The sequence below is a fragment of the Segetibacter koreensis DSM 18137 genome, from assembly GCF_000374045.1.
GTDB classification, from domain to species: domain Bacteria; phylum Bacteroidota; class Bacteroidia; order Chitinophagales; family Chitinophagaceae; genus Segetibacter; species Segetibacter koreensis.
This window is the reverse complement of the sequence record NZ_KB893324.1, coordinates 90,772-117,500: the sequence shown is the minus strand read 5'-3', so window position 1 is coordinate 117,500 and position 26,729 is coordinate 90,772. Positions and strand designations below refer to the sequence as shown.

Here is a 26,729-nt window from a genome sequence, read left to right as displayed (position 1 = left end):
AGTCTGAATAAGGCGATTTAGTCAGTGGGGGTAGACGCGAAACTTTGTGATCTATCCATGAGCAGGTTGAAGGTGTGGTAACACACACTGGAGGACCGAACCCATTAACGTTGAAAAGTTATGGGATGACTTGTGGATAGGGGTGAAAGGCCAATCAAACTGAGAGATAGCTCGTTCTCCCCGAAATGTTTTTAGGAACAGCGTTGCATATAGAAGTTTACCAGAGGTAGAGCTACTGATTGGGCTAGGGGGCTTCACCGCCTGCCAAACCCTGACAAACTCCGAATGCTGGTAAATATCTGCAGCAGTGAGGCTGTGGGCGCTAAGGTCCATGGCCGAGAGGGAAATAACCCAGAATAGCAGCTAAGGTCCCTAATACATGGTTAAGTTGATCAAACGAGGTGGAGTTTCTATAACAGCCAGGATGTTGGCTTGGAAGCAGCCATTCATTTAAAGAGTGCGTAACAGCTCACTGGTCGAGAGACTCTGCACGGAAAATAATCGGGCATCAAACCATGAACCGAAGCTCTATGATACATACTAGGTATGTTATCGGTAGGGGAGCATTCTAATCTGCGTTGAAGGTTTATCGTGAGGTATGCTGGAGCGATTAGAAAAGAAAATGTAGGCATAAGTAACGATAAATAATGTGAAAAACATTATCGCCGTAAGACTAAGGGTTCCTGATCAACGTTAATCGGATCAGGGTTAGTCGGGTCCTTAGGCAAACCCGAAAGGGGTAGTTGATGGAAAACTGGTTAATATTCCAGTACCCGCATTAGTTTCGATGGAGAGACGGGGTAGTGAAAGGACTGCGTGACCACGGATGTTCACGTTAAAGGGTGTAGTTATATTTTTTGCAGGTAAATCCGCAAGAGATGGCGAACCTGATAGTACCACAAAGCTTCGGCAGCGTGGATAATGTCCCTAATCAGACCTCCGAGAAAAACTTCTAAGGTATGGCTAATGCGGCCCGTACCGTAAACCGACACAGGTAGTCGAGATGAGTATTCTAAGGCGCTCGGGTGAGCCGCGGAGAAGGAACTAGGCAAATTGACGCTGTAACTTCGGGATAAAGCGTACCACAGTGATGTGGTCTCAGTAAAATGGTTCAACCAACTGTTTAACAAAAACACAGGGCCCTGCAAAATCGAAAGATGACGTATAGAGCCTGATACCTGCCCGGTGCTGGAAGGTTAAGGAAGGGTGTTCGGGGGTAACCCCAAAGCTCCTGACTGAAGCCCCAGTAAACGGCGGCCGTAACTATAACGGTCCTAAGGTAGCGAAATTCCTTGTCGGGTAAGTTCCGACCTGCACGAATGGTCTAATGAGTTGAACACTGTCTCCTCCGCGAGCCCGGTGAAATTGTAGTATCGGTGAAGATGCCGGTTACCCGTCACGGGACGGAAAGACCCCATGAACCTTCACTACAACTTTGCATTGATTTTGAGTAACCGATGTGTAGCATAGTTGGGACGCTATGAAGCGGTGGCGCCAGCCATCGTGGAGCGGTCGTTGAAATACCAACCTTCGTTTACTTAGAGTCTAATCCCTATCCGGGAGACATTGCATGGTGGGTAGTTTGACTGGGGTGGTCGCCTCCTAAAAAGTAACGGAGGCTTGCAAAGGTACCCTCAGTACGGTTGGTAATCGTACGCAGAGCGCATTAGTAAAAGGGTGCTTGACTGTGAGGCAGACAAGCCGAGCAGGGTCGAAAGACGGCTAAAGTGATCCGGTGGTTCTGAATGGAAGGGCCATCGCTCAAAGGATAAAAGGTACTCTGGGGATAACAGGCTGATCTCACCCAAGAGCTCATATCGACGGTGAGGTTTGGCACCTCGATGTCGGTTCGTCACATCCTGGGGCTGGAGAAGGTCCCAAGGGTTCGGCTGTTCGCCGATTAAAGTGGCACGTGAACTGGGTTCAGAACGTCGCAAGACAGTTCGGTCCCTATCTGTGATGGGCGCTAGTAAATTGAGAGGACATGACCTTAGTACGAGAGGACCGGGTCGTATGTACCGCTGGTGTATCGGTTGTGCCGCCAGGTGCAATGCCGAGTAGCTATGTACAGACAGGATAAACGCTGAAAGCATCTAAGCGTGAAACCTACCTCAAGATGAGTTTACTTTTAAGGGCCGTCAGAGACTATGACGTTGATAGGCTGCAGGTGTAAAGGTGGTAACATCAAAGCCAAGCAGTACTAATTGCCCGTAAGCTTTAATTTTTTTTTTACTTCTGTTATTACGACTTCCCAATATGTACATTATTAGAGCGTTGAGTGATAAGTATTAAGTTTTAAGTTTAAAACAGCTTACAATTTATACCCTGAAACTGACAACTCAAATGTCTTATGGTGGTTTTGCCGGGGGTGTTCACCTCTTCCCATACCGAACAGAGAAGTTAAGTCCCCCATGGCCGATGGTACTGGTACACCAACCGGGAGAGTAGGTAGCCGCCATATTTATTATTCTTTAGACCCTTACAGTTTTTAAACGTAAGGGTCTTTTGATTCTAACTCAAACGTAAATCCTTGATGTTGATCCAGCTTTTCATCGCTTCCTGTTCATCTTCATTTTGATAGATAAAACGGAAAATTATCTTCACTTTTTTAGTGCTATCAACCATATTTCGCGCAACTCCTGGATCGTCGAAAGTTTCAGATAAGATTTCAAATTGTTTTAAGTTGATTTTATCAAGAATATAGTGTCGTGGTTGTCTATCTTTTATTGGGCCATCCCATAATTTATGTGGTAAACCCACAACTTTTATTTCCCTGTTTTCATTAATATAAATCATATAAGGCTTGATTTTCCGCCAATCTTTACCCCCCTTTTGACTTTCAAAGTAAAAAGATATTAAATGCTTTTGCCTTATCGCATCGCATATAATTTCAATCAGTTCTATTTTAGTTTGTTCCATAAAAATTAATTATCTGTCTGTTTGTTATTTTGCTCTCGCTATCTTTATAAAAAAAATTGGGTGCCATTGAATATCGGGTAACACGTTCTTGAGATTCATCCACATATGTCTAATAAATTGGGCTAGCCTCACTAATGGAAGTTGTAATAATATCTGCTACGGAGAACGAAGTACTATTGATAAAGCGAATTATTAATCCGGATGATTTAGGTAATGATGCAAAATTTAAAATTTCCTTTCTTGTGACAGGAGTAGGGATGTTACCTTCATGTTTTTGCGTATCAAAATTAATATTTGAACGTAAGCCTGATTTGATTATTCAGGCAGGAATAGCTGGAACATTTAATAGCGCTGTAAAACTCGGAGAAGTGGTAATAGTGAAAGAGGATATTCTTGCAGACACTGGCGTTGAAGAAGATGGCAGTTTTAAGGATGTATTTGACCTAAACCTCGCACAACCGGATAGCTTTCCGTTTTTTAAGAAAAGGCTACTAAATCCAGAGATTGAAAAACTGAATTTTCTGGGATTGAAAGAAGTAACAGGTATTACTATAAATGAAATAACAACACGCCTACAAAGAATAATACAATACAAGGCTAAATATAATCCGGATATTGAGTCAATGGAAGGGGCGTCTCTTCATTATTGCTGCCTTCAAACTTCTACTTCATTTATTCAATTAAGAGCTATTAGCAATTATATTGGAGAAAGAGATAAAAGCAAGTGGAATTTTGAAGACTCCTTTAAAAATTTGTCGGAGACAATAAAGCAGTACATAGACCATTTATACAAAACGAATCAATATAAAAAGAAGTAGAATGAAATTTACAATAGGTTTTAGTCCATGTCCCAACGATACTTTTATATTTGATGCCTTAGTAAACAAAAAAATTGATACCGAAGATTTTGATTTTGAAGTGTTGCTTGAAGATGTACAGACGTTAAATTTATGGGCAATTAATGGGAAGTTAGATGTAAGTAAAATAAGCTATGGTGTTTTGCCACTAGTTTTAGAAAAGTATAGTTTACTACGTAGCGGAGGTGCTTTAGGCAAAGGTGTTGGACCCCTATTAATTTCAAAGGATCAAAACACACTTTCGTCGATCGAAGGAAGTACAATTGCAATACCTGGGATAAATACTACTGCTCATATGTTGTTTTCTTATGCCTTTCCCAAAGCAAATAAAAAACAATTCTTGGTATTTAATGAAATTGAGGATGCGGTACTAACAGGTAAAGCAGACGCTGGTGTAATAATACATGAAAACAGGTTTACTTACCAGGATAGGAGATTGGTTAAATTAATGGATTTGGGAGAACTTTGGGAGCAGAGAACGAAAGCTCCCATACCCTTGGGTGGAATAATTGTACGAAAGGAATTTGACGGAGAGGTTAAACAAAAGCTTGAAAGGTTAATCCGAAGGAGCCTCGAATATTCTTTGAAAAATTATCCGGTTATCTCGGATTTCGTGAGTAGACATTCACAGGAAATGAGTGAAGATATAATGCGAAAACATATTGATTTGTATGTAAATGATTTTTCTATTGATATTGGAGAAAAAGGTAAACGAGCAATTAAAAAGCTTTTAGAAGTTTACGCTAGTATGCACGCAAATACCAAAGCTTTTGATGAAAGTGAAACATTCGCATAGCTTTCTGTTTGAAAAGGCTTGGGTGGTTTATTTTATTTAAACTGATTTTTTTAATTTCCTATATAAATTTAAAAGAGACTAGCCCACATTGAGATAGTCTCTTTTACAAAGTGTTACTTCATTATTCAGCTACCACTTCAAATTCAACTTCGGTATTGTTACCGCTGCCGAAATCGATAGTTGCTTTATGTGTACCTAGTTCTTTCACTTCTTCATTAATGGTAATTCTCTTACGATCTATCTCGTAACCTTTCTGATCGCGTATTGCACGACTGAGTTGTAACGATGTGACGCTACCAAAGATTTTACCACTTGTGCCGGTTTTTGCACCGATTCTTAAAGGCGATTCTTTTAAAACAGCAATTACACTATTTATTTCAGAAAGGAGTTTAGCCTCTTTTTTTGCCTTTTGTTTTTGCTTTTCTTCCATCTGCTTAAGGTTAGAAGTATTAGCTTCTACAGCCTTTTTCTGAGGAATTAAAAAGTTGCGGGCATACCCGTTTTTTACAGATACCAACTCGTTGGCACCTCCCAGGTTATCTACGTCTTGTATTAATATTACTTGCATGATGGCCTCCTACTTTAAAAGATCAGTTACGTAAGGTAATAAAGCCATTTGACGGGCTTTTTTTACTGCTGCGGAAACCTTGCGTTGGTATTTCAAAGAATTACCAGTCAATCGGCGAGGTAACAATTTCCCTTGTTCATTTAAAAACTTTTTAAGGAACTCGGCGTCTTTGTAGTCGATGTACTTGATACCATATTTTTCAAAACGGCTAAACTTTTTTGCACGTTTTTCCTGTTTTATGGCTGTCAGGTACTTAATCTCATTTGCTTTTGCCATGATAAATTATACCTCCGCTGCTTTTTCGTTTCCTGTTGGTACGCCACTTCTCTTTCTTTGATTGTACTCGACGGCGTATTTATCGAGTTTGGTCACCATGTAACGAAGTACTTGCTCGTCTCTCAGGAGCTGAATTTTCAGCTTCTCATTGAAGTCGGGTTGCCCTTTAAATTCCGTTACCCAGTAGATTGCTGTTGTTTTCTTCTGGATGGGATAGGCAAGTGATTTTAATCCCCATGGATTGGTACTAACAATCTCACCGCCATTGTCGGTGATGATGTCTATGAATTTTTTCTGAGCCGCTTTAAATTCGTCTTCAGAAAGTACCGGGGTAAAAATCACCATCAATTCATAATTGTTCATTAATCCCTGATTTTGATTTAAAAATTGTTTTTATTTTTTCTTTATTGAATTTGTTCAATACAATAAATCCCCGATTTTTATTTAATCGGGCTGCAAAAGTAAGGTATTATAGTGAAATTTTATAAGATAAATAAGTTTTAATAAGATTTTTTGAAAATAAACTTCGACGAATTAAATCGACTTCTTATTTTATTTATAACAAAAAAATCATTTATACACAGCAGTGGAGTTATAAGTAAAGGCAAAACCAGGCTTTTATATCTAACTATTGCTCCGGTAAATGGTATGGTGTATCCCGAAATTAACAGTATAGAAATAGGGAAAATAAACAAAACTAAAATTACTGGTTGTGTTTGTTGAGTTGTATATAAATATATTGGTGAAATTAAGAATAAAAGCAGTAAAAGTATATTTTCAACAAATGCAGGTATGTAACTAATATTTCTTATTTCGTTTGTATGTGGGCGGAGAAAAGCCATATCTAAAGCATCAGGTAGAAATGAGATAAAATTTATAAATGTGGGTTTTAACTGTGGTACATCAACTTTAGAACCCCCTTCTAAAAGTAAAAACTCATGTTGCTTATTTACTATAAAGGAAAGAAAATTAAAAGACGGGACAATTGAAGAAATAATAAGTGCGGAAATGGCCATTAATAGGTAAACAGCAATAAAAATCTTAAGGTTGTTTCCTGGGTATTTTTGGCATAACCACCAAGATAACAGTGCAGGAAGCAAGGTAAATAATACATAGTTTCTTAAAGCAAACACAACTAAAATACCAAAACAAATAATACTTATTTTAGTAAATGAGATCCTCTTATTGATACAACTATAAAACGTATAAATAATGATTCCTGTAGCAGAAAGAATAAGTCCGTCTTTATGAATGCCGCTACACCAGAATAGGGTGGAAGGCAAAAGAAAAATACCGGCGATGATAAGAAACTTTCTATCTGCAAATATTTGATGAAAAAGTTTAAATAGCGCCACGAGACCAAATAAAAACAAAAAATTAAAAAAAATAATATTAGAATAATAGCTATTGTTGGTAAAAACATTAATAACAGCTAGTAGTTTGACTATGAAATTACTTTTTAAATCATTCCAATAAGTATTTTGACCGCTAAAAATATTTCCAGGCGTGTTATAACCGTATGTAAAAAGGTCTTTAACAAATGCTAAGGGGTGGTGTAAAAGATTTTTGGTTTCAGCTAAACTTAACCTGTAAAATCTCCAGGTGTCTGACCCTTCATAGTATTTTGGTAAAGTATAAAATTTAGCATAAATAACACCTGCCGTTATTTTAATCCAGAAGAGAACTATCAACGTCCATTTTCCAATTCCGGACGTTTTGAAAAAATGAATTTTAGAAATAAAAAAAGAGAAAAGGACGAGGTAAAATATAAAGATGGCTATTTGCAAGCAACAGTTTTAGAAGTAAAAATCAATCTATTAAATAATTTTTGACGGCAAAAAAAACCAGACCTGCAGTGTTTTTCAATCCAAATCTTTCCATTAATCTTTCTTTAATGCTTTCGACGGTTCTTGCACTGATTCCCATTTTTTCACCTATTTCCATACTGGTAAACTCTAAACATATATATTGAATTACTTCTTTTTCTTTATCACTTATTTCCACTTCTTTTTTAAGAGATGGAATGATTCTGTTTTTGTTTTGTGATTTTTTTATCAGTATTCTGTTGACGAAGTTATTCAGATAATATCCTTTCTCGACAACATCGGTAATTGCTTTTTTAATTTCTGCTGGATCGGTGCTTTTCAAAAGGTAACCATTCGCACCGTTTTCCATAAGGTGAACTACAAAACGTTCATCCTCGTGCATTGTAAGCACCAAAACAGCAATATCAGGATAGTGTTGGCTTATATATTTTGTAGTTTCAATTCCATCTTTTACAGGCATCCTCAAATCCATTAATATAACGTCTGGTTTTGTTATTGTAAGTCCATTAAGAAGCTCCTGGCCATTTTCGGCTTCTAAAACAAATTTTATATTACTATAATGCCGTAAAGAAATAATTACTCCTTTTCTGAAGATTTTATGATCATCGGCAATGGCCACTTTTATTTCACTCATGTTTTAAAGATAAAAAACAAAATGAAATGGTGAAAATGTAAGTGAAATAAAAGTTTATTTTTCTTCAGGTTCTTTCGGCACTTCAATGGTTACTTTATAATAAAATTCATTATTTTCCTGCTCAAAATAAATATTTCCAAAAATAACTTTTAGCCGGCTTTGTATATTTTTTAATCCCAGGCCCACACTGCTTTTTGACTTTTGTATAAAGTCTTCCTGGGTCAGGCCCTTGCCGTCATGTAGCAATGTTATAATAATTTTGTCAGCTTCATTGTCTTCGGTAAGATGTATAAAGCTTGAGTTGCTATGTTTAAAAATATTATTAATTAACTCTTGTATAACTCTGAAGATAATTAATTCTTTTTCTGCTTTTAACCTCGTTGTATAGTCATTGAAACAACATTTAACATTAATAGAACCTGATGCATTAATTTTTTGAAAAAAATCGTTTACTGCGCTTTCGAGTCCAAAATCTTTTAATGTTGGAGGCATCAGGCTATGAGAAATATTTCGGATAAGCTGAATGGCATCATCTATTATTTCCTTGATGCTAAAAATAGTTTGAAGCTGCGACGGTTTATCAAGGTTTACCATATTTTCTGAAAGATACAACCTTGCTGTAGCCAGTAAAGGCCCGGCATCGTCATGTAGGTCTGCAGCAATCCTTCTGCGTTCTTCTTCCTGTAGTTCTATTGACGCGCGAAGGAGAACTTTTTGTTGCTCAGCTTCCATTTGTTGCATTTTTAGCTGGTATAAGATTACCCTTCTCTGGTGAAAAATGATAAAAACAATAAGGGTAATTGCTAACAACAGCATTCCAATAGTGCCTAATAACAACGTAGAAAATAATCCTGTAATTAATATAATCATTGATGACCTTGTCTTTATATCAAATTATTTCTATCAATTTTATTAGAACCGGGTTTTACAAATAAGGCAACACAAATAAGAAGTGTCCTTATAATAGTGAAAATGTAATTAAGTACATAATACTGTTCCTGTTCTGCATTGTTTAATGAAGGCATATATAAATAAAGAAAAAAAGTACCTGCGATGTAAATAAAATAGGCCGTTACTATCCAAAACGTTGCTTCTGCATATATAAAAGCTGAGTTTATTATTATTATTTGTTCATAATAATAATAAATGATAAGGGCAAGAATAGTCATGTTTTCAAGATTTGTGCAACCCGAATAATAACTTTTATTGCCAAATTTAAAAAACGACAGTGCCCAGAGAATACAATACAGAATACTTAAGAATAAAATTGCTTTTTTTATAGAGACATTTTTGACAATCAGGTAAAAAAAATAATAGAGCGATATCGTTTCTGTTAATTGATAAACATTATAAAACAAAAAGTTAGGCTTATGTTGGTGTAGTAAGTAAAGCGAATAAACATCATTTATAAAAGACAGGGTTAACAGAAAAAAAATTACCGATAACCTTTTTAGTGGCCCCCTTTCTTTTGAAAGTAAAAAAAAGATTACTGGTAAGATTTCTGTATAAACAGAAACACTTCTTATGGTTTCTGAAATATTAATTTAGAAGAGTTTTGGTTCAAATATAATTACTTTTTGAACCAAACTCTGTCGCCAGATTTATTAATACCATGACCCTGTACCATTCGGATTATCGCTACCATCGCAATACGGTGGGCAACATCTGACACCACCAGCAACAATACCTTTATTCTTTATGATTTCTCCATTGTCAGATACAGTACTATAACTTAAAATATTTTTTCCTTTCTCATCAGCTCCTACCAAAACCAACTGGCGTAGCCCTAATTCATTTACTGCATGAAACATACGAATACCGGCAACACCAGGCTGAGCAAGAATAGCCTCTATAATATCTCTACCCATAAAGTGAGCTAAAACGTCATCTGGGCTTTGATCAAAATTAGTTTTGATCATTTTGGCGCCTTTTTCGTAACCAATATCTTCACCTACCTGTGTAGAATAACCTTTTTTTTGCTCGAATACTTTTCCTTTTACTACATAAAGCTCTGTGTTAGTCATAGATGAAATTTTTTGAAGGTTTATTAAATAAAAAACTATAAAGCAAATTTCCTATTCTGCTATTCGTGTACAAGAGGAGATATTCTCAAAAAAAGGTAAGCTGTTTTACAACTTGTTGATAAGTAGGTAGTTGAATGGATGAAGAAAACTGAGCAAAATGCCATTTTTAGTAAAATTACTTTCAATTACAGTAAAAATACTGTCTCGGCGATAGTAAAATTCGCACCTCGATTAAGGGAATTACTTATAATATTGTGCTATGGTTTACGAGAAGTTTGTATTATCTTATCCTAACTGTTTAGAAATATTTTAAACCAAGTACCAACTTATGGAGAGGCTGATTCAACTGGCATTGGCAGATGAGATTAAAATCTTCAGAGATGGGATTAGGATGGCCATGAAAAACCGGGATTATATCAGCATAATTTGGGAAGCCGAAGACAGTAAAGAGCTTACAAAAAAGCTGAAACTTAAAACGCCCGATGTGTTATTGATGGATATAAGAGACCCTGGTGCCAATGCAATTAAGGATCTGCAGTTAATAAAAAAAGAATATCCGGATTTAAAGATCATAATTTTCAGCATGTACGATGACTATGAAATTATAAGGGAAATGATGGAATATGGAGCAAATGCCTATCTTACGAAACGTACTGACGGAGATGAAATTTATAAGGCTATTCTTGCATGTATGAATGATGATTTTTATTTCAACGAACTGGTAAATACGGCGGTGTTATTTAAATTACAAGAAAAAAAATCAGTAAAAAGGTATTATCCCCACCCTGTTAAGCTCAACGACAAAGAACTTAAAATTTTAAAACTTATAAGTGAGGATAAGACAACAGAAGAAATTTCTGAAGAAATTTTTTTAAGTCCCAGAACGGTCGAAACTATCCGCCAAAATATGAAAACAAAAGTTGGTGCAAAAACTATTGCAGGACTATTAATGTATGGTATCAGAAACAAACTTCTCCACCCCTAGTGGCGAAGATGCTGTTAAAAAAAGCGGCCTACTAAAAGTAGGCCGGTTCTTTAATTGGAGTTTTTAAGATTGGAAATATGGCTTTTCTTAAATTATTGGATCGTAAACAGGGCCTTGCTTTTCTTGTTAAAATTTTAGAAACAGGTAATTTATTTTCTATACACTTTCAAAATGCGAACTCTTAATTTTTTACTGTTATCTTAATCAAAAGTAACTACTTATCACGCGTTAATTACGCGCAAAATTGCTCGATTTTACATCTTCAAATAATACTTATTTAACCGTATTCATACTAAAAATTGGCATAGTATTTTTACGAAGTGGCTCAATTTTAAAAGGAATGGTTGATACATTATTGAAAAGAAATAAATACCTTTCAGTACTTCTAACAACTTAACAAAAAAGAATATATTTATTGCAGAATGAATAAAGATACTAGCAGTAAAATAAAAGTTTTAATTACAGATGATCATGCTGTATTTCGAACTGGTGTTAAAACCTCTTTGTCCTATTATAAAGATATAGAGGTTATTGGTGAAGCTGAAAATGGAGTGCATTTGCTTAAACTTCTGCGGTTTCTTCAGCCCGATATTATTCTTCTTGATATACAAATGCCGGTTATGGATGGTATAACAACTTTGCCTGAGGTGAAAAAGTTATTGCCAAATGCGAAAGTGATTATGCTCACCATGAATGATGATATAGGAATGATAAGCAAGCTGATGGAAATCGGGGCCAACAGCTATCTTACAAAAAACAGCGATAGCGAAACCATTTATGAAGCTATTAAAACGGTGTATACAAAAGAATTTTTCTTTAATGATTATACAAATAAGGCAATGTTATCCGGACTTAGAAACAGGAAACCCGTTGAGCCGCATTTACCCGATGATGCTGAATTGAGTAATAAAGAGATTCACGTTTTAAAATTAATGTGCGATGAAAAAAGCACCAAAGAAATTGCTGATATTGTTGAAATAAGTCCTCGCACAGTCGAAGCAATAAGAGATCGCCTTAAAATTAAAACAGGGGCAAAAAGTACAGCGGGTTTAATTTTATATGCAGTAAAACACGGAATTGCAGAGTGACAAAAAATAGTATTTTTTAATACCGGCTGTTATTCTCATAGCATCATTATTGTGCAAAATCCTTTAATAAGCTTTCTTGCCATTTTTCGCTTTCAAAAATCAGAACTTCTCATTTCTCAACTATTTGCCATGAAAATTGTTGGTAAATAGAAAGAATGAAAGCCGAGGTAAATATTTTTTGGTTTAGAAGAGATCTGCGCCTTCACGACAACGCCGCCTTATTTTATGCTTTAAAAGAAGGTAAGCCTGTAGTACCTGTATTTATATTTGACAGAAATATTTTAGGTCAGTTAGAAGATAAAGCTGACAGGCGGGTAGCATTTATTCATGCCGCCATCGTGGAACTGCATCAACAGTTACTTGCGCTTGGCAGCACACTGGAAGTGTTTTATGGTTTTCCCGATCAAATATTTAAAGGACTTGCAGATAGTTATCAGATCGAAAAGGTCTTTGCTAATCGCGATTATGAACCCTGCGCAAAGAGGAGGGATGGCGATATAGCGAACATTCTGCAAGAGAAAAAAATATCTTTTCATACATTTAAAGACCAGGTAATATTTGAAAAAAATGAAATTGTAAAAGATAATAATAGCCCTTATACTGTTTTTACTCCTTATAGCAGAAGATGGAAAGACAAGCTCAACAACTTTTTTCTTTCATCTTATCCGACAGAAAAATTTTTCAAAAACTTTTTTATCCAGCCACCGAATCAAATACCATCATTGGAAAGTATGGGCTTTCGAGGAGTTAATTATTCATTTCCCTCGAAGGAGCTAAAAGATGAGATAATAAAAAAGTATGGTGAAACCAGGGATTTTCCCGGTGTTGAAAATGGTACATCCAGGCTAGGGGTGCATTTACGTTTTGGGACAGTAAGTATCAGGGAGATTGCAAGGCTTGCCAAGGGGTTAAACGATACTTATTTAAATGAATTAATCTGGCGGGAATTTTACCAGATGATATTATGGCATTTTCCGAAAGTGGGTGAAGGACACGCTTTTAGACCTGAATTTGAGAAAATAGAATGGCGTAATAATGAGGAAGAATTTACAAAGTGGTGTGCAGGAATGACAGGTTTTCCGATTGTAGATGCAGGCATGAGAGAGCTAAATGCCACAGGCTTTATGCACAACCGGGTAAGAATGGTTGTTGCCTCATTTCTAACTAAACATCTTCTAATAGATTGGCGATGGGGTGAAGCATATTTTGCTCAAAAGCTGTTGGATTATGAACTTGCTTCTAACAATGGGGGATGGCAATGGGCAGCGGGAAGTGGCTGCGATGCCGCACCTTTCTTTCGCATATTTAATCCGCATTTGCAAACCACCAAATTTGATAAAGATCTTGCTTATATAAAAAAATGGGTACCCGAACTAAATGAGCTTACTTATCCTATGCCAATGGTTGACCATGATTTTGCACGTAAAAGAGCACTAGAGGTATTTGGAAAGGCTTTACGATAAGCAAAATCTCCAGGAATTATAATAAACGTTTAGGGAGAACCTTATGATTTGTAAGCAGCTCAAGGCTTATTAAAAACGTGGTTTTGTTTTTTTACTTTGCTGCCTCAAGCGTAAACCCAATGGTTGTACCTATATCAGGCTTGCTACGCGCGTGCAGGGTTTGGCCATGCGCCTCAATAATGTGTTTGCATATGGCAAGGCCAAGACCGGTGCCGCCAACATCTCTGCTGCGGCCGGCATCAGTGCGATAAAATCTTTCAAAAATCCTTGGAAGATGTTCTTCAGAAATACCAATTCCATCGTCACTTATCTCTACCAACACATGTTTTCCATCTGTTTTGTAAATGCTTGCTACAATATGTCCGTTTTCTTTACCATACTTTATAGAGTTACTGACAATATTTATAATGACCTGCCTTATTTTTTCCTTATCCGCAAACACCGATACTGGTTGTTCGCAACCTTTTTTTATACTGCCTTTTATGTTTTTATCTGATGCTTTTATTGAGAGTGAGTCGTAGGCCTCTTTAATAAGATCCTGGATTATAAAATTCTCTTTATGTAAAGGTTGTTCACCGCTTTCAAGTTTTGTTATCTCATCCAGATCACTTACAAGTGTCACCATCCGGGCAATGTTACGAGCTGCGTTTTCTAAGAATTTTTTGCTTACTGCAGGGTTTTCCAAAGCGCCGTCCAGCAGTGTATCTACATACCCCTGTACAGCAAAAATGGGTGTTTTAAATTCGTGAGCAAGGTTTTGAAGAAACTCTTTCCTGTAAGCTTCGTTGGTTTTAAGCACTTCAATTTCTTCCTTTTGCTGCGCTGCCCATTTTTCTACATCTTCCCGTACTTCATCAATACTTTTTTGTGGAAGTAAATATTTATAATATGTCTCTTCACGTTTTGAAGCTTTAGTCTGGTAAATAAATTTGTAAATCAATTTTATTTTTCGATAGATAAAACGCTCGAGTGTAAACTGAATTAGAAGAAAACTTCCGATAAAAATAATGATAAGCACAAGAAGTGCCACCCACCATATTGGATGCATTAAATAATAACCGAGCGTAATAGGAACGGAAAGTATAGTGGCTGTATATAAGGATAGCTGTTGGGGTGAAAGATTTTTAGTTGCAAGCATTACACGAATTTACGAAAGGATAACAGTTTTTTCTAACCCTTGTTTATATTTTTAGTCCTGCATTTCAAACTTATATCCAACACCTTTTACGGTAGTTACACAATCAATTCCCAACTTCTGCCTTATTTTTCTAATGTGAACATCAATGGTGCGGTCTCCGACAATAACCTCGGCGCCCCAGACCTGGCTTAAAATTTCGTTTCTCAAAAAAACTCTTCCCGGTTTGGATGCAAGTAAGTACAACAACTCAAATTCTTTTTTCGCAAGTACAATATCATTTCCGTTTAAAGTGACCATAAATCTTTCCGGGTCAATAACCATATTTCCCAGTTTTAGGGTTTTTCCTTCTTCTTTGTTTAAACGCCGGAAAATTGCATTTACACGACTTACCAGTACTTTAGGACTTATTGGTTTACTTATGTAGTCATCGGCACCTGTTTCAAGACCTTTTATTTGCGAGGATTCATCGTTAAGAGCGGTGAGGAAAATAATAAGTGTATCGTTATAATCAGGTTTGGAGCGAAGAATCTTACAAACTTCAACACCATTCATTTTGGGCATCATTATATCGAGAATGACAAGATCGGGTTTAAAAGGACCTATTTTTTCTAAAGCTTCAAGGCCGTTTTTTGCAGTCAGTATTTCATATCCTTCTTTAACCAGGTTGTAAGAAATTATTTCCAGTATATCAGCTTCATCATCAACAATTAATACTTTCTTCAAATTAGATTCCATTAACAATATATTTACACAAAAATAATTTTAAGGCATCGGGAAAGAGTATAACTGCTATTATATAATTGTTAACTCCTGCTTTTAAAGGTAATAAAATGAAATCTTAAAAGAAAAAACATTAAATTGTTGCATAAGCTTTGGTAGTATTTTTGTATGATGATGTCTCATATGCTAAAATATTTACTGTTTTTACTGCCTTTTGCTTTTTCCGCTAAATTATATTCTCAGCCTGCACCAGTTGTTCCTTTAATACGGAAGGTATTTCACGACAATATCGATAAGAATCAAAAAGAAATAGACTTACTTGATAAAAAGGAAGATAGGTCTTTAAATGTTGGTAACGACCAGGAAGTGAACTTGCAGGTGGGCTACACGCTTTACAATAAAATTGATGGCATTCAGGATAGCATTGAACTAGACAAAGATCTTGACGCAAATCAAAAAGTCAGATTTCTACGAGGTTTAAATGAAATCTTAAGTTCTTATATAGCAGGGTACAAAGCAAAAGAATTAAAGGCAGACCAGTTGCCGGTTCTTGTTGATGCTTTTCAGAATGCTATGGATCTTGAATTAAAGCAAGCTGCTATTACACCGGTAATAAAAGATGTAGAACCAGAGATAGGAAGTATTTTATTGAAAGTTTTTCCTTTTCAGAAAAATGCCGGGTTAGCTGAAAGCAAAGAAATAGTTCTCTTAAAGATTTGTCAGAAAGACCCGGAAAGAATTTTGCCAATTCTGCGATCAAATCCAAATGTTAGTTTTGCTGACAGCCTTTTGAAAATAGTTGCGCACACCCACCAGGAAGATATCTACACATATGCTCAATCGACTACTCCGCTAGGTAGAAGAATTCAAAAAATAGATGATTCTTTAGTCCGTACAATCACTAAGCTGGCAAATATAAATGAAGGCCGTATGTATTTTCCTTTTCTTGATAATCTTTCAAAAGGAAAAATTACTATGGAGGAAATTGGTAAGGCTAAAGAAAGTGCATACAAATATTATAGCCTGCTTGTTAATACTGAGATTGATTATACCGCGAGATTGCGTAGACGCGATACCCCAATGGCTATGAATGCCTTAACGGGTATGTTGAAACAAAAGGCTGTTGAGGAGTTCATAAATGAAATTAATGGGCTACATGATGAACCTGATAATATAAGAATGAAGAAAGTGGAGCCATTAAATGCACAGGAGCTATATTATTTATGCGTGATGGCCGAAACTGAAATATATACGAGCAGCTATTTAAAGGTTTACGAGCGTATTTTTCAGAGAATGAAAAGTCCAAACAGCGATACCTTGCTGATGAGCGTAAATTTCGATCGTTTTAAGAAGTTTATAAAAATGGCCGCTAATTATAATACGCTCGATGATTTTTTGAAACGGATGGAAAAGGGTAATGCAGAAATTCTAATGCGGGCTTTTGCAAGCGGGTTGGACCGAACGAACAGCCTGGAGGATGCGGTGGACGTTGCTGACAGTTATGCAAGCATTTCCGACGATAATTTACGGAGGCTTATTTTAAATGAGGTTCAGACAAATATAAATAAGCAAACAAATGAGGATAACAAAAGAGGACGAACTATTTATGATCTTCTAAACACTATTTTTCTTAGTCTTGATTCTGCTGGTAAGGTAGATATATCTGCAAAATTTGGTATTCCACCTATTTATACAGTTTCAAATAAGTCTCTTAGAGATAAAGGTGGCAAAATAATTATACAACAGTTTTTTTATGGCGATAAAGACGGATTAACCTTCTTTAACCTGTTTAAGTCCGCTTATAATATACCCGGTTGGAAAATAGTAAATAAAAAGGAATGGGTAGAAGTGAGTTCTACAAAAGGAGTACCCGTGGTTATTTATGCTAACAGGCCACTCGACGAAAAAGAAGGGCTAGATGAAAAGGCACAAGACGATTTAGATTCTTATCTTACAGATAATGATATCAATCCGACAATTGTTATTCACAGGGGTCACAGCTATCATGTGTCTTCTACCATAGCTCAATTGTTTCCTACTTCTAAAGTTATTTTTCTAGGAAGTTGTGGAGGGTATCAGAATGTTAACCGGGTCTTAAGTATTAGCCCTTATGCCCATATTATTGCTAGTAAACAAGTAGGCAGTGGTACTGTAAACGGTCCTATGATAATGAGTATTACAGAAACTCTTCGCCAGGGAAAAGATCTGAACTGGCCGGAAATGTGGAAGAGCTTTGGTAAAAAATTAAAGAATAATAATCTTTTTGAAGATTATGTACCGCCTTATAAAAATCTTGGTGCTCTTTTTCTAATGGCCTATAATAAAGTGATGGAAGGGTAATATTTAAAAAAAGTAATGACAAAAAGAGAGCGACTGAACAGCGGCTCTCTTTTTTCTTTTAGCAGTTTATAACGTTAATGATATTTTTGCAGTGTTATGTCAGATGAAGTGAAAAAAAAGGTATTTGATTTCTCTCTTTTAAATAGGGTTTTTCAATTTGTTAGGCCATATAATACATACCTGGTCCTCAGTATCGTACTTTCTATACTGCTGGCAGTGTTTGCCCCTGTACGCCCATACCTTATTAACCTTACTGTAGATGTTGCGACTGGTAAAGCTTTACACATGCCTGGCTGGCTAAAATTTTTTCTTTTCAATGCTAATGTATCTGATGCCACGAGGTTTATTATTGCGGTCACTTTTTTTCAGATAATATTTCTTTTTATTGAAACCACTTTCAGATTTGTGTTTTCTTTTCTTACTTCCTGGCTTGGCCAGAGCGTGGTAAAAGACATGCGGGTTGTTGTATATAAAAAAATAATGAATTTAAACCTTTCTCAGTTTGATAAAACACCTATTGGCACCCTAACTACACGCACAATAAATGATATTGAAAGTATCAATGATATTTTTTCCGATGGGTTAATACCGATTATTTCTGATCTGCTGTCGATCATATTTACGTTGGCCATTATGTTTTATATGGATTGGAAACTCACCCTTATTAGTCTTATTCCTTTCCCAATATTAATCATCGCGACCTATTACTTTAAAGAAAGTGTGAACCGCTCCTTTATGAAGGTGAGAAATGCCGTCGCTGCATTGAATGCATTTGTACAGGAGCATATAACAGGTATGCAGATAGTACAGGCATTTGCTGCTGAGGAAAGAGAGTTTACAAAATTTAAAAAAATAAATAAAGAACACCGCGACGCAAATATTCGTGCCATTTTTGCTTATTCTATATTTTTTCCTGTGGTAGAAGTGGTCCTTGCAGTAAGTATGGGCTTACTTGTCTGGTGGATAGCGGGCAACCAACTCGATGCAGGTTTGCTTGTTGCATTCATCCTTTATCTCAACCAGATTTTCCGGCCATTAAGGGTTATTGCTGACAAGTTTAACGTTATTCAAATGGGAATGGTGGCCAGTGAAAGAGTGTTTAAGGTACTTGATAATCTAGACGTTGTGCAATCTGAAGGAACTTTTGCACCCGATGTAATTAAGGGTAAAGTGGAATTTAAAAAGGTTTGGTTTGCATACGTGAAAGAACAATACGTATTAAAGAATATCTCCTTTACTGCTGCCCCTGGCGAAACGATAGCGCTTGTAGGTCATACCGGAAGCGGAAAAACATCCATTATCAGCTTGCTCAATCGTCTTTATCATATACAAAAAGGCGAAATCAGGATAGATGATATAAAAGTGGAAGATTACAAGCTGGATATACTTCGAAGCCGGATAGGAGTAGTATTGCAGGATGTATTTCTTTTCTCCGGAAGTATTCTTGAGAATATTACTCTTAGAAATCCTGAAATATTAAAAGAACATGTAGTTGAAGCTGCAAAAATGATAGGAGTTCATGATTTTATAATGAGCTTGCCCGAAGGTTACGATTACAATGTTATGGAAAGAGGCAGCACATTAAGCCTCGGTCAGCGTCAGCTGCTCAGTTTTATACGAGCACTACTTTATAATCCGTCTATCCTTATTTTAGATGAGGCTACTTCTTCTATCGATACAGAAAGTGAGGGTCTGATTCAGCATGCTATTGATAAGCTTATTGCCGGCCGTACGTCCATCATCATTGCCCATCGGTTGTCAACGATCAGAAAAGCTGACAAAATCATAGTTATGGACAAAGGTGAACTGAAAGAAATAGGTACTCACACAGAGCTATTGGCAAAAGGTGGCTTTTATGCTAATTTGTATAACATGCAGTTAGAAAAACAAAAAGCTTTTGCATAATAAGGAACTACAGGTTAATGTAGCGGTAAAACTTTTCTCCAATCACTTATAAATCCGTTTCAATATAACAGTCGCACCTTTTTAGAAACAAGACAGATATTATGTGTTTGGAAAGATGGAGGATTTATACAGGGACGTAGGTAATTCTTTTCTCACATTTTCATTTTTCAGGTGCTTTTTTCCCTTTTCAAGATGTATATTTGCGCCAAAATTGAGAGCAGGTATGACAATAAAGTGGACCAAATCTTTTGTGGTAGCGGTTTTCAGCATATTTATGATGTTATTATCTAATGTTACGTTTGCTCAACATGAGGTCAATAACGGAGCTGAGATAACTGAAAATGGTACAACTGTACCACGCGAAGAAAAAATTGATGCGGCTAAACTGATAATGGAGCACGTCATGGATAACCATGAGTTTCATTTTGGTGAACACAATGGTCATCCGGTATCTATTCCCTTACCAGTCATTTTATTTTCTCCCCAGAGAGGATTTGACGCTTTTATGTCTTCAAGTTTTCAACATGGACATGCTGCTTACAAAGGCTATAAGATGGAACATGATAAAGTGAAGGCGGTGAATGAGGAAGGTAATGTAGATGAGAGTGTAAAAGTATATGATTTCTCACTGACCCGTAATGTAGTGCAAATGTTCATTGCTGTATTACTATTGATATTGCTAATGACTAACATTGCCGGAAAATATAAAGCACATGGCACAAAAAAGGCGCCCTCTGGCTTTCAAAATGCTGTAGAACCTGTTATTACTTTCGTACGGGATGAAGTAGGTAAACCAAACCTGGGTCATAATTATGAAAAATACATGCCCTACCTGTTAACGGTTTTCTTTTTCATTTTAATAAACAATCTCGTCGGATTGATACCTGGTTCGGCAAATGTTACCGGCAACATTTCATTTACCCTGGTACTGGCATTTATTTCAATGCTTGTTATTTTGTTTAGTACGAATGGTCATTTTTGGGGCCATATATTCTGGCCTCCCGGGGTTCCGTTGTTTGTAAAAGTTATTTTAATACCTGTAGAGTTTGCCGGAGTGTTTATTAAGCCAATGGCTTTAATGATACGTCTTTTTGCAAACATGATAGCTGGGCATATTGTCATCATTTGTTTCATTTCCCTTATTTTTATTTTTGGTGCAATGAGCAAAGTAGCAGGCGTTGGATTTTCGCCCTTATCGCTTGCATTCACAATATTTATATATTTTATTGAAATATTGGTTGCATTCATTCAGGCATTCATTTTTACCAATCTTACCGCTGTATTTATTGGACAAGCGTTCGAGACCGGGCATGTAGATCATGGGCAGGCGCCGCATGATCCTCATCCTACACGCGATCACAGAGAAAAGGAATTCGCTTTATAAATTTTTTATCATAACAAAAACAAACAGTATGTCTTTAATGAGCATTATGTTGCAGGTTACTAATGATGCTGCTACCAATTTTTCAATGTCTCACTTAGGTGGTGCAATTGGCGCTGGTCTCGCAGCAATTGGTGCAGGTATTGGTATTGGCCAGATTGGTCGTGGTGCTGTAGAGTCTATAGCTCGTCAGCCTGAAGCTGCAAATGACATCCGTGCTAACATGATCCTGACTGCTGCATTCGTAGAGGGTGTTGCCCTTTTTGCAGTTATCGCAGGTATCCTAGCTGTACTGAAGTAATTACTTTAGTAGTAGCAGCACTAAAATTATTACTGCATCTAAAGCACAGGGCGGCGGATGCAGTAATTAAATTTCAAATAAAGTTCAAATTTTTATAAATATCGGTAGCATTTTAAAATACGTTAACTTTCAAATTATATGGAACTCTTATTACCAGGGATAGGTTTAATTTTTTGGACATTAATCGCTTTTATTGTTGTTTTAGTCATTCTTCGAAAGTTTGCCTGGAAGCCAATTCTAAGCTCTTTGAAAGAAAGAGAAACTAGTATTGCATCTGCTATTGCCTCTGCTGAGAAGATGAAGGAGGAGATGGCTTTAATGAAAAGCCAGAACGAAGCATTATTAGCCGAAGCTCGTGACGAAAGAGCGAAAATGATTAAAGAAGCAAAAGATACAACTAATAAGATGATTAGCGACGCTAAGGACAAAGCCAGAAATGAATATGACCGCATAGTATCAGAAGCACAGGTGGCAATTCAACAGCAAAAAAATGCAGCTCTTACAGATGTAAAGAACCAAGTGGGTAAATTGGTTATTGAGGTAAGTGAAAAAATATTACGTCGCGAATTGGCAAATCGTAACGAACACGAAAATTTTATTAAACAACAAGCTGAAATAGTAACTCTTAATTAATTTGATAATTTGAAGATTTGAAATTGGTGCGGTTGAATTACTAAAAAATTTCAAATAGACCTATAAATTTAACTATGCTTAATCCCCGATTAGCAGGCCGATATGCGAAGAGTTTAATAGACCTGTCGGTTGAAAGAAACGAACTTGAGAGTGTTTATAGAGATATGCAATATTTGCAGGCGGTTTGCAAAGCGAGTCGTGAATTTGTTAGTCTGCTAAAAAGTCCTGTTGTTTCTATTGATAAGAAATCTGGTGCCATAGCAGCCGTTACTTCAGGAAAAATTTCTGATGTGACATCTACTTTCAATATGCTTCTTATACGTAAAAACAGGGAGTTTTATTTACCTGAAATTGTTGATGCCTTTATTAATCAGTACAATGAAATTAAAGGAATACACAAAGTAAAACTTACAACGGCTACTCCTATAAGTGATGAAGTAAAAAAATCTATTGTAAGTAAAATAATAAGGGAAACTTCGTTGCAAGAGATTGAACTGGAGGCTGTGGTTAAAGAAGAAATAATCGGCGGTTTTATACTTGAATATGATAATAATCTTGTTGATGTAAGTATTCAGCGTGACTTAAGGGATTTGAAGGCGCAATTTGACAAGAACATTTACGTTCAGCAGATTAGATAGGAGTTCGATATCGAGATGATTATTGTAATGTACAGTCTAATCAACTTCAGTCTATAGAAATAGATATTTATATAAAAGAAGGCATAATAAATAAAAACAAAATAAATTTTTTAATATTCCCTTTGGATCACCTAAGTAGGGGATAAGGGATAAAACATAGTAATATGGTTGATATAAAGCCAGATGAAATATCCGCAATATTAAGACAACAGCTAAGCAATTTTAATGCTTCTGCTGATCTTGAAGAAGTCGGTACAGTCTTACAGGTGGGTGATGGTATTGCCCGTATTTATGGGTTGAATAATGTTCGTAGCGGTGAGCTGGTTGAGTTCGAAAATGGAGTGAAAGCGATTGCGCTTAACCTTGAAGAAGATAATGTGGGTGTGGTTTTAATGGGCGACCAGGAAGCAATCAAAGAAGGATCAACAGTACGACGTACCGGAAACATTGCATCTATAAGAGTAGGAGATGGCATGTCGGGTCGTGTGATAAATATGTTAGGTGAACCAATTGATGGTAAAGGTCCGATTACAGGTCAACTGTATGAGATGCCGTTGGAGCGTAAAGCGCCGGGCGTAATCTTTCGTGAGCCGGTTAAGGAACCACTTCAAACAGGTGTTAAAGCCATTGATGCGATGATACCTATCGGTCGTGGTCAGCGTGAACTGGTTATTGGAGACCGCCAGACAGGAAAGTCTGCTATTTGTATTGATACTATCATTAATCAAAAAGAGTTTTACGATGCAGGTAAACCTGTATATTGTATATATGTTGCAATAGGCCAGAAAGCAAGTACCATTGCAGGTGTAATGAAAACGCTGGAAGAAAATGGTGCTATGGCTTATACAACAATTGTTGCGGCCTCTGCCAGCGACCCTGCTCCACAACAGTTCTACGCTCCATTTGCGGGTGCCGCTCTGGGAGAGTTTTTTAGAGATACAGGTCGTCCTGCTTTAATCATTTATGATGATCTTTCAAAACAAGCTGTGGCATATCGTGAGGTTTCTTTGTTATTAAGAAGACCTCCGGGACGTGAAGCGTATCCTGGAGACGTATTCTATCTGCACAGTCGTTTATTAGAGAGAGCAGCAAAAGTTATTTCAAAAGATGAAATTGCCCGCAAAATGAACGATTTGCCTGAAAGCATACGTCATTTAGTAAAAGGTGGCGGTTCCCTTACTGCATTGCCAATAATAGAAACACAGGCCGGTGACGTATCTGCATACATTCCTACCAATGTAATTTCCATTACTGACGGACAAATTTTCCTCGAGGGTAATCTGTTCAATGCTGGTATTCGTCCGGCAATTAACGTAGGTATATCCGTAAGCCGCGTAGGGGGAAATGCACAGATCAAGTCGATGAAAAAAGTTGCCGGTACTTTAAAACTAGACCAGGCTCTATATCGTGAGATGGAAGCATTCTCAAAGTTTGGGGGAGACCTTGACCCGGCTACAAAAGCGGTGTTGGACAAGGGTGCCCGTAACGTAGAAATTTTGAAGCAGGCCCAGTATTCACCAATGCCAGTCGAAAAGCAGGTGGCTATTATTTACCTTGGTACTCAAGGTTTGTTGAGAGAAGTTCCTGTAAGGAGGGTTAAGGAATTTGAAGAGCATTTTTTAACGGAGTTGGAAAATAAAATGCCTGAGTTGTTGACAGAGTTTAAGAATGGTAATCTTCCTGCTGATGCAATTTCTAAAATGGTTGAGCTTGCAAAAAGTTTAGCAGGAAACTATAAATAAGAGAAGACATTAAATTTTATAAAATGAATAGCAAGCAGCCCCTTAATGGGGCTGTTTTGATGTAAGATTGATTTTGGTTAATAAGGTTTGAAGTAAAACAAGCAAGAAAGAATTGTAATAAAGCTAAAAAGAGCTATAAAAAACTTATAAGAATTTCTAGATAATGATGTGAAAGCGGAACAAAGAATAAAAGATATTACTTCTAAAAATAGTTCTGCTTTTCTTGCAAAAGGTTTTGTTGTACTATTGTACTATGACAATTATCCCTCCTTATTTATCAAAAGGTGATACCATAGGTATTGTATGTCCGGGTGGTTATATGCCAAAAGAGAAAGCTGAGACGTGCATGGAGGTTTTGGTGCAGTGGGGATTTAAAGTAAAAGCAGGAACAACTCTTGGGAATCAATTTAATTATTTTTCAGGTACTGACGAGCAAAGACTGGAAGATTTTCAGCAGATGCTGGATGACGATTCAGTAAAAGCTATTTTATGTGGGCGGGGCGGCTATGGAGTAGGGAGAATCATTGACAGAATAAATTTTAAAAAGTTTAAAAAAAATCCAAAATGGATCATTGGATACAGTGATATTACAGTATTACATTCTCACATTTACAGCCGTTTCAAAATTGCGTCGCTTCACTCTCCTATGGCTGCAGCTTTTAACGACAATGAATATAACAATGAATATATACAGTCCTTGCACCTGATGCTTACCGGTAACAAACTTACATATATCTGTGAAGTAGAGACATATAATAATACGGGAACAGCTGAGGGCGTTTTAGTGGGAGGTAATTTGTCGTTATTAGCTCATTTAAGTGGCACTCCCTCAGATATAAATACAAAAGGCAAAATATTGTTTATTGAAGACGTAGGAGAATATGTATATAACATTGACAGAATGTTGTACCAATTGAAGCGAAGTGGAAAGTTTGATGAGTTAGAGGGATTGATTATCGGTGGATTTACAGAGATGAAAGACACGGTGATACCTTTTGGTAAAGATGTGTACGAAATTATTTATGATGCAATAAAGGAATATGACTACCCTGTTTGCTTCAAATTTCCGGTCGGCCATACACGTGAAAATTATGTATTGAAAGTTGGCGCTCAATATAAATTGCACGTTGGAAAGAAAGTTGTCTCATTAAAAGAGATTTGACATTACTTTTTGATAGACCCAGAGGTGTCTAATTTTTGTGACTATACTTTTTCTAAAAAGTATAGTCACAAAAATGCTGTAAGTAATTGTTCGGTGTACAGTCCTAAAGTTTTTTCACTTTCTTTGCCGGATGAAGCTTTTCCTTATTCGTTTTTCTAAATCACTATTCATAAAACTGCAACTACACAGGGTATTTGCTGCATTTGAGAGTTTGTTTCTAAACCTGGTTTATATGACCCGCCTGTCCAAGTGGGTACACGACAATAAGCAAATTCAATACAACGATTTTTGGAGCAAGTGGGATTACGATAAGCGGTATAAGTTGTACAAATGGGTTATCGAAAATGAACAGCTAACCGGGCCTTTAAATTATCTTGAATTTGGTGTTGCAAGCGGGAAGTCTTTTGATTGGTTTATGACCCAAAATTCACATAACGATAGTCGTTTTTATGGCTTCGATACCTTTGACGGTTTGCCGGAAGATTGGGGACCTTTTAAAAAAGGTGCATTTAGCAACAATGATGAAATGCCTCTTATAAAAGATTTCAGGGGAAAGTTTCTGAAAGGTTTGTTTCAACAGACCTTACCTGCATTTTTACCTGAACTGGATAACAGTCGCAGAACTGTATTGATGATGGATGCTGATTTATGGTCGGCTACTTTGTATGTACTGACTTCTTTTGCGCCTTTTTTAAAAAAGGGAGATATTATTTTCTTTGATGAGTTTGTTGTTCCTACCCATGAATTTAAAGCTTTTCTTGATTTTACTCAGTCGTTTTATCTCAACCTTCAATTAGTGGCTGCTGCAAACAATTATTATTTTGTAGCTTTTAAAGTTGTTTAAGGCGTTTTAAACTGATAAAAATGTGAACTTAATTTATACAACTATCTTTCTGTCTTAGACGTAAACTATACTACTTACATATTCATCAGAAAAAATACAAACAATAAGAAAGGCTCAATAAAAGCTTGTTATTAAAGTTTGCCTCCCATAGTGTTGAAATGATTCCTACAGTTGGTACAAAAAAGTATTTTAAATAAATTAAAAGGTCCAGTTCTGTATACCACCTGCTAAATTAATAAGGTTAGCAAAATTAAATTTTTGCTCTAATCTTTGAATAGCGATTTGACTTCGAACGCCTTTCTGGCAATACACTATTACAGGTTTTTCCATTGGTATCTCTACAGCTTTTCGTATAATCTGGTCTAGTGGAATTAATTTACCCCCTATATTAAATTCTTCATGTTCGGATTTTTCTCTTACATCTAACAGAAAAAAATCTTCCCCTTCTGCAAGTTTTTTCTGTAATTGTTTTGCTGAAATCTGTTGCAT

At 36.4% G+C, this 26,729-nt stretch carries 26 protein-coding genes and 2 rRNA genes (1 of these 28 running past the window's edge); 16 read left to right on the top strand and 12 right to left on the bottom strand.

The features are described from left to right. Together B154_RS0110845 and rrf are read left to right on the top strand one after the other, a co-directional pair. Positions 1 to 2,224 (top strand): 23S ribosomal RNA (locus tag B154_RS0110845) (it extends 660 nt beyond the left edge of the window). Between the two features lie 125 nt (positions 2,225 to 2,349). Continuing rightward, positions 2,350 to 2,461, top strand: a 5S ribosomal RNA gene (rrf, locus tag B154_RS0110840). Between the two features lie 50 nt (positions 2,462 to 2,511). Here rrf and B154_RS0110835 read toward each other — a convergent pair. After that, positions 2,512 to 2,919 carry a WYL domain-containing protein gene (locus B154_RS0110835; protein ID WP_018614132.1) on the bottom strand — a complete coding sequence of 136 codons (408 nt, stop codon included), beginning with the start codon at positions 2,917 to 2,919 and terminating at the stop codon, positions 2,512 to 2,514. A gap of 134 nt (positions 2,920 to 3,053) precedes the next feature. Here B154_RS0110835 and mqnB point away from each other — a divergent pair, with 134 nt between their 5' ends. Both mqnB and B154_RS0110825 read left to right on the top strand, forming a co-directional pair. After that, a complete protein-coding gene (gene mqnB / locus B154_RS30680; RefSeq protein ID WP_018614130.1) occupies positions 3,054 to 3,737 on the top strand; it encodes a futalosine hydrolase in 684 nt (227 codons plus the stop codon). A 1-nt stretch (position 3,738) separates the two neighbouring features. Next, complete coding sequence (locus B154_RS0110825; protein WP_018614127.1) at positions 3,739 to 4,572, top strand: 1,4-dihydroxy-6-naphtoate synthase; 834 nt, start codon at positions 3,739 to 3,741, stop codon at positions 4,570 to 4,572. A gap of 121 nt (positions 4,573 to 4,693) precedes the next feature. On the opposite strand, the gene rplI is transcribed toward B154_RS0110825, so the two are convergent. From rplI to B154_RS28300, 8 genes are all read right to left on the bottom strand, one after another. Further along, entirely contained in the window at positions 4,694 to 5,140 is a 447-nt protein-coding gene (gene rplI, locus B154_RS0110820) for a 50S ribosomal protein L9 (protein WP_018614126.1), read from the bottom strand. 9 nt (positions 5,141 to 5,149) lie between these two features. Beyond that, on the bottom strand, positions 5,150 to 5,416 hold the full coding sequence (rpsR, locus tag B154_RS0110815) for a 30S ribosomal protein S18 (RefSeq protein ID WP_018614125.1): 267 nt from the start codon (positions 5,414 to 5,416) through the stop codon (positions 5,150 to 5,152). A gap of 6 nt (positions 5,417 to 5,422) precedes the next feature. Beyond that, entirely contained in the window at positions 5,423 to 5,779 is a 357-nt protein-coding gene (rpsF, locus tag B154_RS0110810; protein ID WP_018614123.1) for a 30S ribosomal protein S6, read from the bottom strand. 137 nt (positions 5,780 to 5,916) lie between these two features. After that, positions 5,917 to 6,789 (bottom strand): hypothetical protein, encoded by an 873-nt coding sequence (locus B154_RS0110805; protein ID WP_157580665.1) that lies wholly within the window; start codon positions 6,787 to 6,789, stop codon positions 5,917 to 5,919. Between the two features lie 436 nt (positions 6,790 to 7,225). Then, positions 7,226 to 7,876: a response regulator transcription factor gene (locus B154_RS0110795; protein ID WP_018614117.1), complete on the bottom strand. Its 651-nt coding sequence runs from the start codon at positions 7,874 to 7,876 to the stop codon at positions 7,226 to 7,228. Between the two features lie 54 nt (positions 7,877 to 7,930). Next, positions 7,931 to 8,746 (bottom strand): sensor histidine kinase, encoded by an 816-nt coding sequence (locus B154_RS0110790; RefSeq protein WP_018614116.1) that lies wholly within the window; start codon positions 8,744 to 8,746, stop codon positions 7,931 to 7,933. 14 nt (positions 8,747 to 8,760) lie between these two features. After that, positions 8,761 to 9,045, bottom strand: coding sequence for a hypothetical protein (locus B154_RS0110785; RefSeq protein ID WP_026260111.1), 285 nt, complete (start codon positions 9,043 to 9,045; stop codon positions 8,761 to 8,763). Between the two features lie 435 nt (positions 9,046 to 9,480). Then, positions 9,481 to 9,900 (bottom strand): hypothetical protein, encoded by a 420-nt coding sequence (locus tag B154_RS28300; RefSeq protein ID WP_018614112.1) that lies wholly within the window; start codon positions 9,898 to 9,900, stop codon positions 9,481 to 9,483. A gap of 328 nt (positions 9,901 to 10,228) precedes the next feature. Here B154_RS28300 and B154_RS0110775 point away from each other — a divergent pair, with 328 nt between their 5' ends. From B154_RS0110775 to B154_RS0110760, 3 genes are all read left to right on the top strand, one after another. Beyond that, positions 10,229 to 10,885: a response regulator transcription factor gene (locus tag B154_RS0110775; RefSeq protein ID WP_018614110.1), complete on the top strand. Its 657-nt coding sequence runs from the start codon at positions 10,229 to 10,231 to the stop codon at positions 10,883 to 10,885. A 422-nt stretch (positions 10,886 to 11,307) separates the two neighbouring features. Further along, positions 11,308 to 11,973, top strand: coding sequence for a response regulator transcription factor (locus tag B154_RS0110765; protein WP_018614106.1), 666 nt, complete (start codon positions 11,308 to 11,310; stop codon positions 11,971 to 11,973). 155 nt (positions 11,974 to 12,128) lie between these two features. Next, a complete protein-coding gene (locus tag B154_RS0110760; protein ID WP_018614104.1) occupies positions 12,129 to 13,436 on the top strand; it encodes a cryptochrome/photolyase family protein in 1,308 nt (435 codons plus the stop codon). Between the two features lie 91 nt (positions 13,437 to 13,527). Here the strand turns inward: B154_RS0110760 and B154_RS0110755 are convergent, their stop codons facing one another. After that, positions 13,528 to 14,574, bottom strand: a complete 1,047-nt coding sequence (locus B154_RS0110755; protein WP_018614103.1) for a sensor histidine kinase — start codon at positions 14,572 to 14,574, stop codon at positions 13,528 to 13,530. Positions 14,575 to 14,625: 51 nt separating this feature from the next. After that, positions 14,626 to 15,309 carry a response regulator transcription factor gene (locus tag B154_RS0110750; protein ID WP_018614101.1) on the bottom strand — a complete coding sequence of 228 codons (684 nt, stop codon included), beginning with the start codon at positions 15,307 to 15,309 and terminating at the stop codon, positions 14,626 to 14,628. Between the two features lie 168 nt (positions 15,310 to 15,477). Here B154_RS0110750 and B154_RS28295 point away from each other — a divergent pair, with 168 nt between their 5' ends. The 9 genes from B154_RS28295 to B154_RS28290 all read left to right on the top strand — a co-directional run bounded on the left by B154_RS28295 (position 15,478) and on the right by B154_RS28290 (position 26,240). Further along, a complete protein-coding gene (locus B154_RS28295) occupies positions 15,478 to 17,634 on the top strand; it encodes a hypothetical protein (RefSeq protein WP_157580663.1) in 2,157 nt (718 codons plus the stop codon). A gap of 108 nt (positions 17,635 to 17,742) precedes the next feature. Next, positions 17,743 to 19,539: an ABC transporter ATP-binding protein gene (locus tag B154_RS0110740; RefSeq protein WP_245542584.1), complete on the top strand. Its 1,797-nt coding sequence runs from the start codon at positions 17,743 to 17,745 to the stop codon at positions 19,537 to 19,539. A 223-nt stretch (positions 19,540 to 19,762) separates the two neighbouring features. After that, on the top strand, positions 19,763 to 20,923 hold the full coding sequence (atpB, locus tag B154_RS0110735) for a F0F1 ATP synthase subunit A (RefSeq protein ID WP_051084299.1): 1,161 nt from the start codon (positions 19,763 to 19,765) through the stop codon (positions 20,921 to 20,923). 28 nt (positions 20,924 to 20,951) lie between these two features. Continuing rightward, positions 20,952 to 21,221 carry an ATP synthase F0 subunit C gene (gene atpE / locus B154_RS0110730; protein ID WP_018614093.1) on the top strand — a complete coding sequence of 90 codons (270 nt, stop codon included), beginning with the start codon at positions 20,952 to 20,954 and terminating at the stop codon, positions 21,219 to 21,221. A gap of 138 nt (positions 21,222 to 21,359) precedes the next feature. Further along, positions 21,360 to 21,854 carry a F0F1 ATP synthase subunit B gene (atpF, locus tag B154_RS0110725; protein WP_018614091.1) on the top strand — a complete coding sequence of 165 codons (495 nt, stop codon included), beginning with the start codon at positions 21,360 to 21,362 and terminating at the stop codon, positions 21,852 to 21,854. 74 nt (positions 21,855 to 21,928) lie between these two features. Next, the gene (gene atpH, locus B154_RS0110720; RefSeq protein WP_018614088.1) at positions 21,929 to 22,492 is read left to right on the top strand and encodes an ATP synthase F1 subunit delta; all 564 of its coding nucleotides are present in this window, start codon (positions 21,929 to 21,931) and stop codon (positions 22,490 to 22,492) included. 164 nt (positions 22,493 to 22,656) lie between these two features. Beyond that, the gene (atpA, locus tag B154_RS0110715; RefSeq protein WP_018614086.1) at positions 22,657 to 24,234 is read left to right on the top strand and encodes a F0F1 ATP synthase subunit alpha; all 1,578 of its coding nucleotides are present in this window, start codon (positions 22,657 to 22,659) and stop codon (positions 24,232 to 24,234) included. A 253-nt stretch (positions 24,235 to 24,487) separates the two neighbouring features. After that, entirely contained in the window at positions 24,488 to 25,396 is a 909-nt protein-coding gene (locus B154_RS0110710) for a S66 peptidase family protein (RefSeq protein ID WP_018614084.1), read from the top strand. A gap of 232 nt (positions 25,397 to 25,628) precedes the next feature. After that, positions 25,629 to 26,240 carry a class I SAM-dependent methyltransferase gene (locus B154_RS28290; RefSeq protein WP_018614082.1) on the top strand — a complete coding sequence of 204 codons (612 nt, stop codon included), beginning with the start codon at positions 25,629 to 25,631 and terminating at the stop codon, positions 26,238 to 26,240. A gap of 198 nt (positions 26,241 to 26,438) precedes the next feature. Here B154_RS28290 and B154_RS0110700 read toward each other — a convergent pair whose 3' ends face one another. Continuing rightward, complete coding sequence (locus tag B154_RS0110700) at positions 26,439 to 26,729, bottom strand: rhodanese-like domain-containing protein (protein ID WP_018614079.1); 291 nt, start codon at positions 26,727 to 26,729, stop codon at positions 26,439 to 26,441.